A 14,869-nucleotide genomic window follows, 5' to 3' on the forward strand; every position below is an offset into this window, starting at 1 on the left:
CGGCTCAAGCCTTGTCATGGTCTTGACGGCGACTGGAGGTCGCGTTGAGGTTCGCGACCGACAGAGCCGGCATGACCATCGCGCAGCTCAGTTCGCCCGACGTGCAGGTGCTCCAGCAGGTGCTGGACGGTCGCGCCGTTCAGGTGGCCTTCCAACCGGTCGTGCGGTTGCGGGACGGTCTGGTGCGAGGCTACGAGGCGCTGGCGCGCTTCGACCGCGACCACTTCGCCAGCCCGGTCCAGGCGTTCGCCGCCGCGAACGCGGCCGGTCTCGGCGTTCAGCTGGAACTGTTGGCGATCCAGCGGGCGTTCGAACGGCTCGACGACCTGCCGGCCGGGGCCTGGCTCAGCGTGAACCTGTCCGTGGAGGCCGTGCTGACACCGGCCGTCGTCGCCCTGCTGATGGCGCACGCGCACCGCGGCATCACCGTGGAGCTCACCGAGCACACCCAGGTCGACGACTACGCGGTCCTCACCGAGACGACCGACCGGTTGCGTGCCGCGGGCATCATGATCGCGGTCGACGACGCCGGCGCCGGCTTCGCCAGCCTGAGCCACATCCTGCAGCTGCGGCCGGACATCATCAAGCTCGACATCGCGCTGGTCCGGGACATCGACACCGACCCGATCCGCGCGGCCCTGGCTCGCGCGCTGGCCGGCTTCGCCCGGGACATGGGCACCCAGCTGATCGCCGAGGGCATCGAGACCCACGCCGAACACGAGAAACTGCGCTCGCTCGGGGTGGAACTGGGCCAGGGGTACTACATGGCCCGGCCGGGACCGCTGCCGAGTCGTCACATCGAGCCACTGCTCTGACCGGTCCCGCGCTGCGCGTCCGGGTATCCGTGACGGGCGTACACCGAAAGCCAGCCCGTCGCGAGGTGATCGCCGCGCCAGGTGAAGACCGCGGCGCCGCCCGGCGCCGCGGGCCGTGCCGCCCGGGCGGCACCCGTCCGGATCGGCGTACGCGCGTGCTGTGTCCCCGTCCAGGTGGCGAGCACCGATCCCGCGGGGCCGGTCGCCCGCACTTCGTCGCCGGTCACGGTGATCGAGCATGCTCCCCCGCGCTCGCGGAGCAGCGCCCGGTGGCCCGGCTCGTCGAGGCGGGCACCGGCCGGTGCCCGGCTGCCCGGCCAGTCCGGATCGACGATGCCGCGGGCGGTCGCGGCGGTGAACAGCTTCGGCACGACCGCCTCCGCGTGCGCGGGTGTGGCGAGCTGCTCGCAGATCCACAACAGCCGTCCCGCGCCGCGGCGGGGCTGCAGGTTACGCCAGTGGATACGGCGGCCGAGGTCGGCGGCGACGATCGCGGCCCACGGGTGCAGCGTGCCGAACAGACCCTGGCCGCCGAGCCAGTGCAGATAACGTGGTGCCTCTTCCAGGACCGAATACATCGCCGAGTAGGGCATACCCTCGACGTCGCGGACCCCGGTGGAGAACAGCTCCGGGGCCCGGGCCACGGCCAGCAGGGCCGCACGGGCCACGTCCCCCGGGCGCAACACGGCCTCACCGCCGGCGTCGGCGCCCGAGGTCGACAGAAAGCGGGCCACCTCGGCCCGCGCGCCCTCGCCGACCGACGCCTGGGCGAGCTTCGGCACCAGGGCGCAGAGCCGATCGATGACGAGCCACTCGGCCTGATCCGCGGTGGCCGGGATCTGGTCGGCCTCGGACAGCGACCGGCGCAGGGCATGAGTGACGGTGGTCGAGACCATCAGCCGGGCGGTGAAGAGTCCCAGGGGCGTCGCCTGCAATGTCGCGGAGTCCGGTGCCACGGCCAGCAGACCGGCCTTGCCCAGGAAGTCGATCGCCCGGTGGACGGGTTCGCGGCTGCGGCTGCCCTGATGGTGGGCGAGGGTCTGCACCCACCACTGCTCCGCCTCGGTCAGCGAACTGACCTTGCCTTGCACCACCTCGCCGAGCAGGTGGTCGGGCAGACTGGCCTCGATCTGCGACTGGACCCGGTTGCCCCGCACCAGTCCGGCCAGCCAGGCTGAGCGCTCCTGGACGTCGGCGATGAGGAACGCGGAGCCCTCCCGCTCCCCGGCGCCGAACCGGCCGGCCCGGCCGAACATCTGCTGCACGGTCCCGATGTCGATCGAGTCGAGGCCGACCTGGGTATCGCGGATCACCACCGCGCGAGCCGGCAGGTTGACCCCGGCGGCCAGCGTGGAGGTCGCGACGAGCACATCGAGCCGGCGCTCCCGGAACTCCTGTTCCGCCTGGTGGCGATGCTCCCAGCCGGTGTAGTGCAGTCCCACGCCGGCGGCCCGGCAGACCTGGTGCACCCGATCGGTGTCGTCGGCGTGGACGTCGTGCACCGCGGCCCCGCGGAAGGCCGCGATGACCAGCGCGGTGCGCCGGACATGGCGTTTGCTGCCGCAGAACACCAGCACGCTGCCCCCGTCGGCGGTGACCCGGCCGGTGATGGCCGCCGCCAGCCGGGTCCTCGTCGCCTCCGTGACGTTCCAGTCGCTGTGGGCGGCGATCTGGGGCACCTGCCAGGTCAACCGCGTCGGACGCCAGGAGATCCGCACCAGCCGGGCCCGGAGCCACTCGGCGATCTGCTCGGCATTCGACACCGTCGCGGACAGCCCGACGAGTCGCATCGGAGCCCCGCCGTCGCGCATCCGGGCGAGCAGCGCCTCGAGGACGGCGCCCCGCCCGGCGTCGCCGAGCAGGTGGATCTCGTCGACCACGATGGACCCGACGTCGGCGAGCGCATCCCGCAGCGAGGTCATCCGGCAGATGGCCTCGAACTTCTCCGTGGTGGCGACCCACAGGTCGGCGCGGGCGATACGCTCCTCGTCGACGGTGTGCTCGCCGGAGAGCCGTTCCACCCGCAGTCCCTGGCGGCGCCACAACTCAAGGTCGCGGTTGAGCTCGTCCGTCAGCGACCGCTGCGGGACCAGCCAGGCGGCTTTGCGGCCCTGCTGCAGGATGGTCCGCAGGCTGACAGCCATACCCATCACGGTCTTGCCCGCGCCGGTGGGCGCGACCACGACGACGTTGTCGTCGTTCTCCAGCAGCACCGGCACGGCCTCGGCCTGCGCCGGATTGAACTGCGGATGCGGAAAATAGTCACCCCACCCGCTCGGCACCAGCTGCTCGACCGCCACGGCCGCGGCGTCCGGCGGAACGGGAGCATGCGCGTCCCACAAGACATCAAAGGCATCCGCGGCCGCGACGGCGTCGGCACCGTCCACCCGATGAGGAGCACGGGCGAACGGGCGCACCAGCCGGCAGTTCTGGATCTCGCCCTGCCACCGCCCGCGACCCTGAAGCCGGCGCGGCCCGACAATCGTCTCGTCCTCGACCAGAAAGCGCACCCGCCGCACCTCGGCACCGTCGCCCTGGATCTTCTCGGCGACGGCGTCGAAGGCAGCCTCCGCCGGCAGGAGAACGCGCAGATCGACACCGGCCTCGGGCTCGGGCACGAGGTCCGGGTCACTGATCTTCAGGCGCCGCAGGCGCCGGCCCGCGCCCCGGCGCTCCCCGGGTAGTCCGGTCATCCCCGCGGCCCGCCGCCAGCGGTGCGCACGACCCGCTCGACCGCCGGACTTCGCGGCGCGGGGCGAACGCTGGCGGATAACGACACGCACCCATCCTGCCCGGCCGGCCGCGGGGGCAGCGACGTGGGTGCCTCGGTATGTGTGCACCGCACGTGAGCCCGTCTCGACCTCGCCGAGCATCGGCTCCAGAACCGCGTTTGGTCGCACTGATCAGCACCTGTGCTCATCCCGTTCGCCGACGACCTCAGCTGCCGCGTGGAAGGCGCGGGTGGCTCGCGCCGGCGCCGCTCGTCGAGCGGTGCCTACCTACGTCCCGGCGTGCTCCTGTCGGCAGGACGGGCAGGCTCTACACCCCGTTCGCTATCGTGGGGTAGCTCTCGCGGCGGCGGTCCGCCTCGACGAAGGATGTGATCGTGTGGCGTTGCTGCCGGCGGGCGGAATATTCGGTGTCGGCTGGCGGTGACGGCGCGCAGTATATTGCCGTGACCCACGATCGCAACGTGCCCGCTGAGCAGCGCTTGTATGACGCGGTGGCCGGTTGGAATCCGGACACGGGTGGCGGTATGTCGGACCTGACGCCGCTTGTCAGGCGCTCGTCGATGGCCTGGACTCGCCGACGTTGCGGGAACTGGCGGGTGCCTCACCGCGGGGCCGGTTGTGCGATGTCCGTGAGCTTGTCGACAAGACGCTGGACGAGCTAAGAGTTCCCCGTCCGGGTACGGTGCCGACCGGCTACACCGTGGCGGCGGGCGGCGGAGTCGCCCGCCGGGTCGAGATCGACTCGCTGCGGCTGGCGGTAGTCCCGGCACCCGGCGATGCCGGAGGCGGATTCCAGGTAGAGGTCTACGTCAACGGTGTGGAGATGACCTCCGCAGGCGCTGGTCTCGGGATGGACCCGTACGACCTGGTCATTCCGACGAATCGGCTTCTGGCTACGCCCCAGCCGCGTACCGTGCCGATTGCCCGGTGTAGTTGCGGCGTGTACGGCTGCGGATCGACCGACGTGACCATCACTGGTGACGGGGATCTGGTGCACTGGGACTGGTTGATCGAGGTCCCCGTGGCGCGGGGTGTGTCCTTCGCCGCTGACCGGTATACCGCGGAGGTCGAGCGGGTGGTCGGCGATCATTCGTGGGAGACAGCTGAGCGGACCGCCGGGCGGCTCGTTCTGACGCACCTGGACCGGGACACTCTGCTGTCGCATGGCCTTGCTGTCACCTGGGTCGCCAACGACTATCGTGATCCGAGCGTGTTCCGGGTAGCCCTTCAGCTGGACGACGACTACCAGATATTCGTCGATACCCCATGGCGGGACCGCAGCCCGGAAGAGTTGGCCGACGAGGTATGCAAAGCGCTCGGGCGGGGGCCGGGTAAATGGCGGGCGAGCTGGCACGCCATCAAGCCGACACTCCCCGGGCCACCGCCGATCGCCCGACGGTCATGGCGGCAGGAACAGTTCCGCTGACAAGGCGTGGCAACGAGGCACTCTGCCAAAGAATTGCTCGCTGCCGGACTGACCGACGTCTTGATCTGCCGCGAACCGCTCGCTACGCAACGTAGTGACCGGTTCGGCAGCTCGGCTCGGGTCGCGCCGATGTTCGGACGCCGGCGGTTCGTTGCCACCCGCCGAACCAGACGACGTCGGCCCTGTCGTTGCTGCTGCCGCTTCCGGAATGCGCGGAACCGCAAACTGGTCGGTCGGATCGGCCGGCGTTGTCTCCTGGATGGTCCACTCCGATGCACACGGCCAGGCTGAGTGCCTACACGACGGCGGCACGGCACGGCACGGCACGGCACGGCACGGCACGGCGGGAGCCTGCCCCGAATCAGGCCCCAGCTTGCATCTAGCCTGTCGGGGATGGGGTGGAATCTGGACGAGCTTCTCACGAAGTACGACGTACCAGGTGCACAGGTCGCCGTGCTGGCCGACGGGGAGATCCGGGACCAGGCCGCGGGCGTGCTGAGCCTGCGCACCCGGGTCGAGGCCACGACCGATTCGGTGTTCAAGATCGGCTCGATCACCAAGATCTGGACAGCCACGCTGATCCAGCAACTGGTCGACGAGGGCGTGCTGGATCTCGACCGGCCCGTTCGCGAGCACCTGCCCGGCTTCCGGCTGAGCGACCCGGCCGCCACCGACTCCCTGACCGCCCGCCACCTGCTCACCCACACCGGCGGTGTCGACGGCAACCACTTCACCGACACCGGCCGCAACGATGACGCCATCGAGAGGTTCGTCGCCACCCTCGCAGAGGCGGACCACCTCCTCCCGCCCGGCACGGTCTTCTCCTACTCCAACAGCGGGTACGTGGTGCTCGGCAGGCTCGTGGAGGTGCTGCGCGACAAGCCCTTCCGCGACGTGCTCCGCGAACGGCTGATCACACCCCTGGGCCTGCAAACCGCCGCCACCGACACCTACGAGGCGATTCTGCACCGTGCCGCGGTCGGCCACATCCGGACCGGCGAAGCGATCGTCCCCACGAAGAAATGGGCGGTCTCCTACTACTCAGCGCCCAGCGGCTCACATTTCGCCATCAGCGCACGAGACCTGCTGGAGTTCGTCCGCCTGCACCTCACCGACCACACGCTGGCGGCCCTGCGCGAACCCCAGGTCAAATCCATCCCGGACTTCGGTGGCGGCGTCATGGGCTGGGGACTGGGCTGGATGCTCTACCAGGACGGCGTCGTCGGGCACACCGGTGTCGCCAAGGGACAGAAGGCGTTCCTCCGCGTCGTCCCATCCGCAGGTGTCGCGATAGCCGTGCTGACCAACAGCACGAGAGGCGAGCCCTTGGCCTACGAGATCTTCGGTGCGGCCCTCAGGGACCTGGCCGGCGTCGAGACAGCACCACTACCCGTGCTCCCCTCGAACCCCACAGGGATCGACGCGGAACGCATGTGCGGTACCTACCGCTCCACCCTGTACGACATCACCCTCACCAGTGAACACGGCCGCGCGTTCCTCACCTACCACCCCCGCAACGAACTCGCCGAGTCCCTCCTCGGCGGCCCCGAGGACCGCGTCGAGGTCGTCCGCCTTACCGACAGCGCGGTCATCACCGCCAAGCCGAAGCCCGACGGCCATGAGGTCCTGTCCCTGATCGGCTCCGACGGGCACGGCCGCGCCCGCTTCCTGCACAACGGCGCCGCCGCCTACCGCATCGACTGATCATCAACGCAGACCACACACCCGATATCCAGATCCGCAGCGATCCGCTCGCTACCAAGCGTGACGGCCGACATGGCAACTCGGCTCGCGGACATGGCACCCCTCTGTGTCAAGAGGCGGCGAGGAGTGGTGTTCTAAGCTGAGGCTCGGCGGGTCCGGGAAGTGACTTATCCGAAGTGTCGATCATGGGGATCAGGTCGGCCGCGCTGGATTTCAGAGCCGCTCCCACGTGTCCTCCCGGGCCCGTCTCAGCCCTCTTGGCGTCGTTAACCATCTGCCGGCAGACGACGTCGGACAGCCGGCGTTGAGCGCGCGCATGGCCTCCATCGGGGTTTTTGCCGGCGGCGAGTTTGCGCTGGTAGTAGGCACGACCTTCGGTGTCGTTACGGAGCTGGACGACGGCCATGATGTGCAAGGTGCGGTTGACGCGCCGGTTCCCGGCCCGCGACAGCCGATGCCGGTTCTGGTCGCCGGAGGAGACGTCCAACGGTGCGGTGCCGTTCCAGGACGCGAAGTGCCCGCGGCTGGCGAAGCGGCTGATGTCCGCGACGTCACCGATCAGCCGCGCAGCTCCGGACGGGCCGATCCCGTGCAGGTCCTGCAGGCTGCTACCGGTCGCCTCGACGAGTTCGCGCAGCTGCTTGTCGGCGGCTTTGGTCTTCTTGTCGACCTGGACGAGTTCGGTGATCAGCTCGGAGGCGAGCCGGCGGCGAGTCCGGCCGACCAGGTCACGAGGACGGACGGTATTGAGCAGCTCGCGGGCCTGCGCGGCCGACAGGTACTTCTTCGCACCCCCGGGCAGCAACTCGAGCAGCAGCTTGTGGATCCGGTTGAGCAGATCGGTGTGAGCACGGCCCAGACCATCCCGACGGTCGACCAGCAACCGCAACGCCACCGTCACATCGTCGACGGCAACCTGCCGCAACCCTTGCTGCACAACGCCGCGACCGCCACGTGGTGCGCGTCGACCGGATCAGTCTTACGGCCTTGACCGGTGTCGAACACCCGTGCCCGGGCGGACAGCTTCGCGGGTACGTCCACCACGATCTCGCCGTCGGCGACCAGGCGCTGGGCGATGTGCTTACCGATGCCGATGCAGCCTTCGACCGCCCAGATCCGATCCTTGTGCTGCCGGCCGAGCTTGAGCATCGTCTGGTAGCCGGCGTGGTCGGTGTCGAATCGGCCTTGCGCGAAGATCTTCTCGCGGTCGTTGATGATCTCGATGGTCGCGGACCGCTTGTGCGGGTCCATGCCGATGATGACCTGTCCCATGCCTGCGCTGCTCGATCGAAGCCGGGGTTGAATCCGGCGAGGAGGGCAGCGCTACTTCGAGCTGGGCAGTCCCCTCTTGAGCCTCTCCGCGCCACGGTGACCGGCGGGACACATGCCATGTCTGAGCCACACCAACAGGCGGTGGGCAGCCGATGTGCCAGCTACCCCGCCGGTCACCTCGACCAAGCCTGGCCGGGCTGCGGTCGTACGACCAGTAAATAAGTAGCCGATGAGAGGGAACTCGATCATGCGTCGTCCGTGGGATCTTGCCGCCTGAGAGTCAGGATGATCGGTCAGCGGCGAACCATTCGCTCGACGAGCTGGAATGCATGTTGCTGCAGATCATCTAGAGCAGCATCGAATCGATTCACGCCAATGCTGAGTTGTAGTGCTCCCAGACGGCTGCGCGCTCCTCATCCGTGGCGGCAACGTGCAGCGCCGTCACCAGTTGGTCAACCTCGGGAGTCATGACGGCGATGACGTCGGCGCCCTCTGGGTCGACGGTGGCAAACGTGTGAACCGTACCGGCCGGGATTGTTACGTGTTCACCCGGCTGGAGAATCGATCGCTCGTCACCGATGAGGACCTCCAGGCGACCTCGAAGGACAACGAACCCCTCGTCGGAATGATGGTGTCGATGACTTGGGGCCTGGTCACCCGAGTAGTGGGTCAAGTCCCATCTCCGCATCACGAAGTCGTTCATCGGATCAAGGTATCCGCTCGGTAATCCGAGGTCGATAGAGACGCATCCTCTTCTGCCGCTGACAGCGGCGAACGGGAGGGCACCCCGACGGCAGCGGAGCTCGTAACGGTAGATCAGTGATGCCAGGGCAGTTGCGCGGTCTGCTGCGGGATGCCCCCGGTAAGGAGCTGATTCAGCAGGGGCGCCAACCCGAAGGGATAGATGACATCGGTGGTGTCGGTCAGTTCGTCCATCCTCCACCACCGATGTCCGGCATGGTGGCCGCGCTCAAGGGCTTCCATGCCGGCCGTATCGACGCGGTGGGTACCGACACGGTGAAGGAAGAAGTCATCACGGAACAAGCCACGCGCCCAGCCAAGATCTGCGTAGCCGGAGCTGTAGGCGATCGGTTGGCCCAGCGCGTCAGGGCTGACGACGAGGCCGATCTCTTCGCGGAGTTCACGCGCCGCGGCTTCGTGAACCAGCTCACCGTCGTCTACGCCGCCGCCTGGGGTCACCCAACCATGCCGCTGTTGGGTATCCACGGGGTCGAAGAAGAATTTGAGAAGAAGCACCCGGTGACTGCTATCGAGGAGGATCACCCGTGCAGAGCGGCGTTGGTATGAATCGGTCTCCGACACACCAGGAACCTTATGGATGCCGACCGACCGCAACCACCGAGATATCGCTGCTGGGCGCGAGCCCGTTGTCCCGCACGGCTCATAATTTCAAGATCCAGCTCACTCCCATGGCCGCCGACCGCATGCCGGGCCCAGGTGCGAGCCGTTACGCTCTGTGGCTGCTGGTCGCGGGCTGGGCGAGGATGAATAGGCCAAATTAACGAGAACGTCGACGATCCGAAGGCGGTGGCCAAGGTCGGCGGCTCCCCCGGCGTACCTGTACTCCGGTGTACCGGAGTAACCGACGTGCAACCGGCCGATGCTGTTCGTCGCGCAGATCCCACCACTCAACGACGTTACTCTCGATGGGCGGCGGCGACAGCGACACGTACCTGTTCGTCTGCCCGGACGAACACGCCGCAGCGTTCAAAATGTAGGTAGGGCTGGGTCTACTCCAAGAGTAGATTCAGTGTGCTGTCGCAGGCTGCGGGCGTCGTCCTAACGTCAACGCATGACAGATACGGCTCCTGCTGACCTGGGGCTCCCGCCTTTGAACACCACCACCGCCCGGCGGCGTGACGCCGGGCTCGTCACTGCGGCCGTTCTCCTGGCCGTCGCGTACTTCCTCGCGCCGCCGCTGCTGGTCCCCAGCAGTTCCGGCGACTTCTCGCGCGCCTTCGTCGCGTACTGGTCCTCGGGCGGCCGCGACTTCACGCCCGACCTCCAGAACCTCGTCGACCACCAGTTCCGCTACCACCTGGTGCGGGTGGTGATCGCCCTCCTGCTGCTCGCGGTACTGGTGACACTGACCGTCAGGATCCGGCGGTTCCGGCTCCTGATCGGGGCGCTCGCCCTCACCGCGGCGGTGCTGCTGATCGCCAACGTCCAGGGGGCCGTGTCACCCTTCGGCACGCTGCTGTCGGCTCTGGCGTCCGACTCCGCCGGCCCCGACGTGGCCGCCGCCGTGGCCCAGGTCCGGCACCAGGTCGAGAGCGGCCCGACGTCGCCCGCCCTGGATGTGATGCTCGAAGAGTACGTGCGGTGGCACGTGTTCAAGGCCGGGCTGTCCGGCATGGTGGCGGCCGTTCTCATCAGCCTGTCGATCGTGACGTGGAGCCGGCGGCGTCGGTGGGTCAGTGTGCTCATCGCAGTGGTAGCCGTGGCCGCGCTGGTGGTCGTGGCGGCCAACGTGATCACCGTGGCGAACCCCAACCCGGGTTTCCTGCTGCTAATCGAAGGCGGAGCAATCGGATGATCAGGCCGCTTTCGCCCCGGCCGGCCAGGGCGTGCACCTGCGCCTGAGACAGGTCGGCGCGATCGGCGAGACGCTCGGGCGCGGCCGCGTGCGGACGCGATCAACCGGTCGATCAGGTCGGTGGACACGGCCGGGATCACGGCCAGCCCCCACAACGCCGCGTCCAGCCGCACGCGGCCGAACATACGCCAGGCGTTGTCAGTCATGGGTTTGGTTGAACTACGCGGGAGGTTGTCTGACAAGCTCACCGCCAGTGAGATCGGCAAACGGACCTGCCCGCGCACTCTCATGGCCGCCGACCGCACGCTGGGCCTAGGCGCGAGCCGTTACGCTCAGTGTCCGGCGGCCCCTGCCACCCGACGTCCGGACATGGCCGACGTCAGTGCGCTGCAATCGCCTGCTTTTCCACGTGCCGTATAGACTGGAGTCCGCTGATCAAGGTAAGGATGCACCGACGATGGGGTCTCTCCTTGAAGAGTCGCGCCGATTCCGACTATGGCAGGACGCCGGCGCGCCCGACGTGCTGGCTCTCGGACACGGAGCGGAATGGGAATCCAACTATCCTCACTGGGAAGCCCTGTACGAGTCAGTGCGACAGCGTTTGCGGGCGACGGACATCCTGAGCGAGTCCGAGAGGTTTGAGCTGTTGTACGTGCTCGCCCGCGACAACGAGGATGAGCAGGTCGCGGACATTCTGGCAGGAGCGCCCGCAGCAGTGAACCAGCTGATCCCCGCGATCTTCGACTATCCCGACCCAGACGCTCGATGGCAGTTCGCGATAATACTGCCGCTAGCCCTAGGCGTGAGTGCAATGGGTTACTTGCAGAGACTTCTGCAGGACGACAACGAGTATGTTCGACGCCGTGCCCATGCGGCCGTCGATCGTTTGTTAGGTGAATAGATTTCGCACCTGTTTCCGGGGTCGGGTGGGAGTCCGGTGACGCACTGAAATGCCGCCGAGAAGGCGCGGCGGGAGGTGGCATCTGAGCTGACGCCGGCCACGATCAGCGAAGTTCGGGCAGACCACGTTCGGGATGGTCGTGCCGGAACGCTGCCAGTCTGGGAAACTGCCGGTGTGCGGTAGCCGGGTCACGGAGATCCGCACGCTCACCGGTCAGATCCTCCGGCCCGTCAGGGTCGTAGCCCAAGGGCCAGGCGCCGCTCACGACAATGTGCGCCTCTGTCATGAACTCGTCGAACCATTGCGCGCGGGCGTTGCCCGCATCCGCGGCAAGATCGATGAGGTTGTCCGGATCCGCACTGATCCGCTCGACCGCAGTGCGACCGTAGGAGATGATCCAGTCCTGTATTTGGCACAAGTCTTCTTCTTTGACTGGGCCGAGCAGTAGGCACGCCGCGTCGGTCACCGGCCACGAGGACAGGCGGGATCGTGCTCGTTCCCAGAGTCGGACGAATTCGGTGACTCCGGTTGCGTCGAGTGTGCGGAGGCGGCGGAACAGGACGCGCGAGGCCAGTTCGGTGTTGTTTCCGCTCTCCTGTCGGCACTCCCCGATAAGTCCCCAGAACTTGTACTCATCCACGGAACGGACCGTAACAGCCGAGCACGACAACGTGGCTTCGCCCAGCCCTGCATCGAACGATGCCTTCCATGCTGCCCATCCAAGATCATGTGCACTCTCATGGCCGCAGACAACGCTCGCTCCGCTCTCAGCGGACCGTCACTATGCGTGATGAATCCCCAAATATAAGCCGGAGTCGGTTGAGGTCAGCGGCGGGTCAGGACACAGAGACCGCATCCGGGGTCGCTGGGTCGGGCGGCGGGGTCTCTCCCTCGGTGAGAGCGACGAGCCGGGCGCGGGTGCGGCGGTGCACGTCGCCGTCGAGTGGCGGCAGGTCGAGCAGGACCGCGAGCCACCAGCCGTCCACGGCCAGGCGCACGGTGGTCGCGGCGGCCGGATCGAGGCCGTCGTTCTCCAGCCGGTCCTGCCAACGGGCGTATGCCTCGCGCAGAGGGGTCAGTAGGCGCGGATCGACCGCGACGGCAGCGGCTAGGGCGGCCACTATGTCGCCAGGACCGTCGCGGTGTCCGGTGGACGGCTCGTCCGGGATGGTGATGTCGAGGTACGCGCGAGTGAAGGCGCCCGGTTCGACGCTGGAGGCTGCGGCGGCCAGGGCGTCGTCGACCGCCACGACGGCGCGCGCGACCAGTGCGGTCAGGAGGGCCTCCTTGGAGGGGAAGTGATACATCAGGCCGCCCTTGCTCACCTGGGCCCGCGCGGCGACCGCGTCCAGGGTGAAGGCCGCGGCGCTGTGTTCGATCAGGACCGCGGCGGCAGCGGAGAGGACCTTGGCGTAGGCGTGCGGACGTCGACTCACGGTGCATACTATACCGACTGGCCGGTCTAGTATGGGGAGAAGTCGTGGCATGGATGCTTGGTGCGGCTGAGCCACGTTCCGATCGCCTGCTGCGGGTCACCACGATGGCCATGGTCGTCACCGACGTCGGCTTCATCCTGTACTGGGCGTTGATCATCGCCAAGGCGTTGCCGCCCGAGGCGATGTTCGACGAGTACACCGACCCTCGTGTCGTCGCCTGGAACTGGTCCTTCCTGCCCTTGGACATCGCCGCTTCACTCACCGGTCTAGCGGCCGTGCACGCCATCCGCCGCAGCCAACCGGCTGCCTCGGCGCTGCTGGTCCTGTCTCTGGCGTTGACCGCGACAGCCGGCGGTATGGCCGTGGCCTACTTCGCCCAGCGTGGCCAGTTCGATCCGTCATGGATGCTGCCCAACCTCGCCCTGCTCCTGTTTCCCCTGCCCCTGCTCACCCGCTTGGCCCGCACCGGCCACCTCACCCACCCGGCGGAGTGAGCCAACTGCGACGGCTGATGGGGGTCGGCCGGTCAGCGCGGAGGCTCAGCGTTCGAACCGCTCGGCCTCGATGCCGGCCCGGCCGGTGCTCAGGGCGCCGTGCAGAAACAGGGTCGACCACCGCCTCGGCTGGCAGCGGTGGCCGGTCCAGGGCAGGTGCCGGCCGTGACAGCGTCGACGACCCACCGATCGCAGGCCGCCTGCAGGGTCTGCCGGTCCAAGTCGGCCAACCCAGGCCCCGGTCCAGGCTCGGCGGGAAGGTCATCCGCCGTGTCGCGGCCACCGCGGTTGAACCCGTGCGCGATGTCGGCGACCATCGGCGCGTGAGCGACGCCCGGAGCCATGTAGAGCTGCAAATCGACGACGTTCGGAACTCTCAGTGGACGGAGGCGACTGTGACCGTGCGAAACCTCGGCAACCCGGTCCGGCGCGGAGCCAGATTCCACCGAGCTAGCGACTCGGCGGACCTGATCGACCTGGAGCTGACCCGGATCGTCTGGTACCAAAGAACGGTCGACGAGATCCCAGCCGGTCACACGGCCCTGGTCACCCTTCGTGGGTCGGGCGCGCGCGTTCTTCGGCCCGGCACGATGGCCGACGGCTGGCAGCGGATCGAGGGCCATAACGGTCCAAGTCTCGGTGCGGCTGGGTAGCGGATGGCCTGGTGGCTTCGGTCATGAGAGCGGCCAGCGGCCTCCGGGCGATGAATGTGCGGCAGCCCCGACCGGGGTGGTGGCTCGCGTGCACCGGGGGCGAAGGGCCACGGCTCCAGCCCCGTCGGCGCTACGAGTGCACGACTTTGCCGATGACAGTGGGCCACAGTGGATGTCCAAAATGCCGCATGACCAAGATCGATTATGAACGTGTGGCGGTGGTGCAGTCCTCAACTCGCCAGCATGATGGCGTCGCCAGACGCTTTCCTGGGGATTTAGGAATTTGCAGCGCGAGCTGACAACTGCCGTTCACGTGCTCCATCGTCGCGGGACCCTGAACGACCGAAGGTAAACGAGGTTACGCAACTGTCGCGTCCTGGACATAAGAGTGGCGTCCCTGATAGTGGTGTAACGCGATCGGCGTGATCGTCGGGCGGCCCGTCTGCGGGCTGAACGAAGAGCGCGGTCATCGCGTGATCTTTCGAGTGAACCTCTCACAGCACTCTCGAAAGGGCTCTATCGCGATGACCGCACCTCACATCATCAACCCTGCCGGGCTGTTGGACCAAGCTCTCGGCGACGCGTCGCCGGACCTGATGCGGCACCTGCTGTCCACGGTGATCAACTCGCTGTTGTCGGCCGACGCGGACGCGGTCTGCGGCGCCGAGTACGGCGTGAGTTCACCGGAGCGGGTCAACTCCCGTAACGGCTACCGCCATCGTGACCTGGACACCCGCGTTGGCACGATCGACGTCGCGGTCCCGAAACTGCGCCAAGGCACGTATTTCCCCGATTGGCTGCTCGAGCGGCGTAAGCGGGCCGAGGCCGCCCTGGTGAGCGTGGTCGCGACCTGCTACCTACTCGGCGTCTCCACCCGGC

At 67.8% G+C, this 14,869-nt stretch carries 13 protein-coding genes and 1 pseudogene; 7 read left to right on the forward strand and 7 right to left on the reverse strand.

Annotation, left to right across the window (positions count from 1 at the left end; translation table 11 throughout):
• Positions 1-71 precede the first annotated feature (71 nt).
• On the forward strand, positions 72-815 hold the full coding sequence (locus DMB66_RS32465; RefSeq protein WP_125807936.1) for an EAL domain-containing protein: 744 nt from the start codon (positions 72-74) through the stop codon (positions 813-815).
• Here the strand turns inward: DMB66_RS32465 and DMB66_RS32470 are convergent.
• A complete protein-coding gene (locus DMB66_RS32470) occupies positions 794-3,508 on the reverse strand; it encodes a DEAD/DEAH box helicase (RefSeq protein ID WP_125807937.1) in 2,715 nt (904 codons plus the stop codon). The genes DMB66_RS32465 and DMB66_RS32470 overlap by 22 nt on opposite strands.
• Positions 3,509-4,127: 619 nt before the next feature.
• Here DMB66_RS32470 and DMB66_RS32475 point away from each other — a divergent pair.
• Positions 4,128-4,973, forward strand: a complete 846-nt coding sequence (locus DMB66_RS32475) for a hypothetical protein (protein WP_233625000.1) — start codon at positions 4,128-4,130, stop codon at positions 4,971-4,973.
• 393 nt (positions 4,974-5,366) lie between these two features.
• Entirely contained in the window at positions 5,367-6,677 is a 1,311-nt protein-coding gene (locus tag DMB66_RS32480; RefSeq protein ID WP_125807938.1) for a serine hydrolase, read from the forward strand.
• A 109-nt stretch (positions 6,678-6,786) separates the two neighbouring features.
• Here DMB66_RS32480 and DMB66_RS64240 read toward each other — a convergent pair whose 3' ends face one another.
• The 4 genes and pseudogenes from DMB66_RS64240 to DMB66_RS64250 all read right to left on the reverse strand — a co-directional run.
• Positions 6,787-7,572, reverse strand: a complete 786-nt coding sequence (locus tag DMB66_RS64240; RefSeq protein WP_233625001.1) for a transposase — start codon at positions 7,570-7,572, stop codon at positions 6,787-6,789.
• 2 nt (positions 7,573-7,574) lie between these two features.
• The gene (locus tag DMB66_RS64245; RefSeq protein ID WP_233625002.1) at positions 7,575-7,949 is read right to left on the reverse strand and encodes an IS110 family transposase; all 375 of its coding nucleotides are present in this window, start codon (positions 7,947-7,949) and stop codon (positions 7,575-7,577) included.
• Positions 7,950-8,316: 367 nt separating this feature from the next.
• On the reverse strand, positions 8,317-8,652 hold the full coding sequence (locus DMB66_RS32490; protein ID WP_125807939.1) for a cupin domain-containing protein: 336 nt from the start codon (positions 8,650-8,652) through the stop codon (positions 8,317-8,319).
• Between the two features lie 278 nt (positions 8,653-8,930).
• Positions 8,931-9,272, reverse strand: a pseudogene (locus DMB66_RS64250) (NUDIX domain-containing protein); the annotation flags it as partial.
• Positions 9,273-9,762: 490 nt separating this feature from the next.
• Here DMB66_RS64250 and DMB66_RS32500 point away from each other — a divergent pair.
• Together DMB66_RS32500 and DMB66_RS32505 are read left to right on the forward strand one after the other, a co-directional pair.
• On the forward strand, positions 9,763-10,506 hold the full coding sequence (locus DMB66_RS32500; RefSeq protein ID WP_125807941.1) for a hypothetical protein: 744 nt from the start codon (positions 9,763-9,765) through the stop codon (positions 10,504-10,506).
• Positions 10,507-10,963: 457 nt separating this feature from the next.
• Positions 10,964-11,407 (forward strand): hypothetical protein, encoded by a 444-nt coding sequence (locus tag DMB66_RS32505; RefSeq protein ID WP_125807942.1) that lies wholly within the window; start codon positions 10,964-10,966, stop codon positions 11,405-11,407.
• Positions 11,408-11,510: 103 nt separating this feature from the next.
• Here the strand turns inward: DMB66_RS32505 and DMB66_RS32510 are convergent, their stop codons facing one another.
• A complete protein-coding gene (locus DMB66_RS32510) occupies positions 11,511-12,047 on the reverse strand; it encodes a DUF4240 domain-containing protein (RefSeq protein WP_158647449.1) in 537 nt (178 codons plus the stop codon).
• Positions 12,048-12,243: 196 nt separating this feature from the next.
• The gene (locus DMB66_RS32515) at positions 12,244-12,843 is read right to left on the reverse strand and encodes a TetR/AcrR family transcriptional regulator (RefSeq protein ID WP_233625003.1); all 600 of its coding nucleotides are present in this window, start codon (positions 12,841-12,843) and stop codon (positions 12,244-12,246) included.
• A gap of 53 nt (positions 12,844-12,896) precedes the next feature.
• On the opposite strand from DMB66_RS32515, the gene DMB66_RS32520 reads away from it, so the two are divergent.
• Positions 12,897-13,337 (forward strand): DUF5360 family protein, encoded by a 441-nt coding sequence (locus DMB66_RS32520; RefSeq protein ID WP_233625006.1) that lies wholly within the window; start codon positions 12,897-12,899, stop codon positions 13,335-13,337.
• A 1,177-nt stretch (positions 13,338-14,514) separates the two neighbouring features.
• Positions 14,515-14,869, forward strand: a 355-nt coding sequence (locus tag DMB66_RS32530; RefSeq protein ID WP_199752745.1) for a transposase, incomplete at its 3' end; no start/stop codon positions are given.

It is taken from the genome of Actinoplanes sp. ATCC 53533 (genome assembly GCF_003947245.1).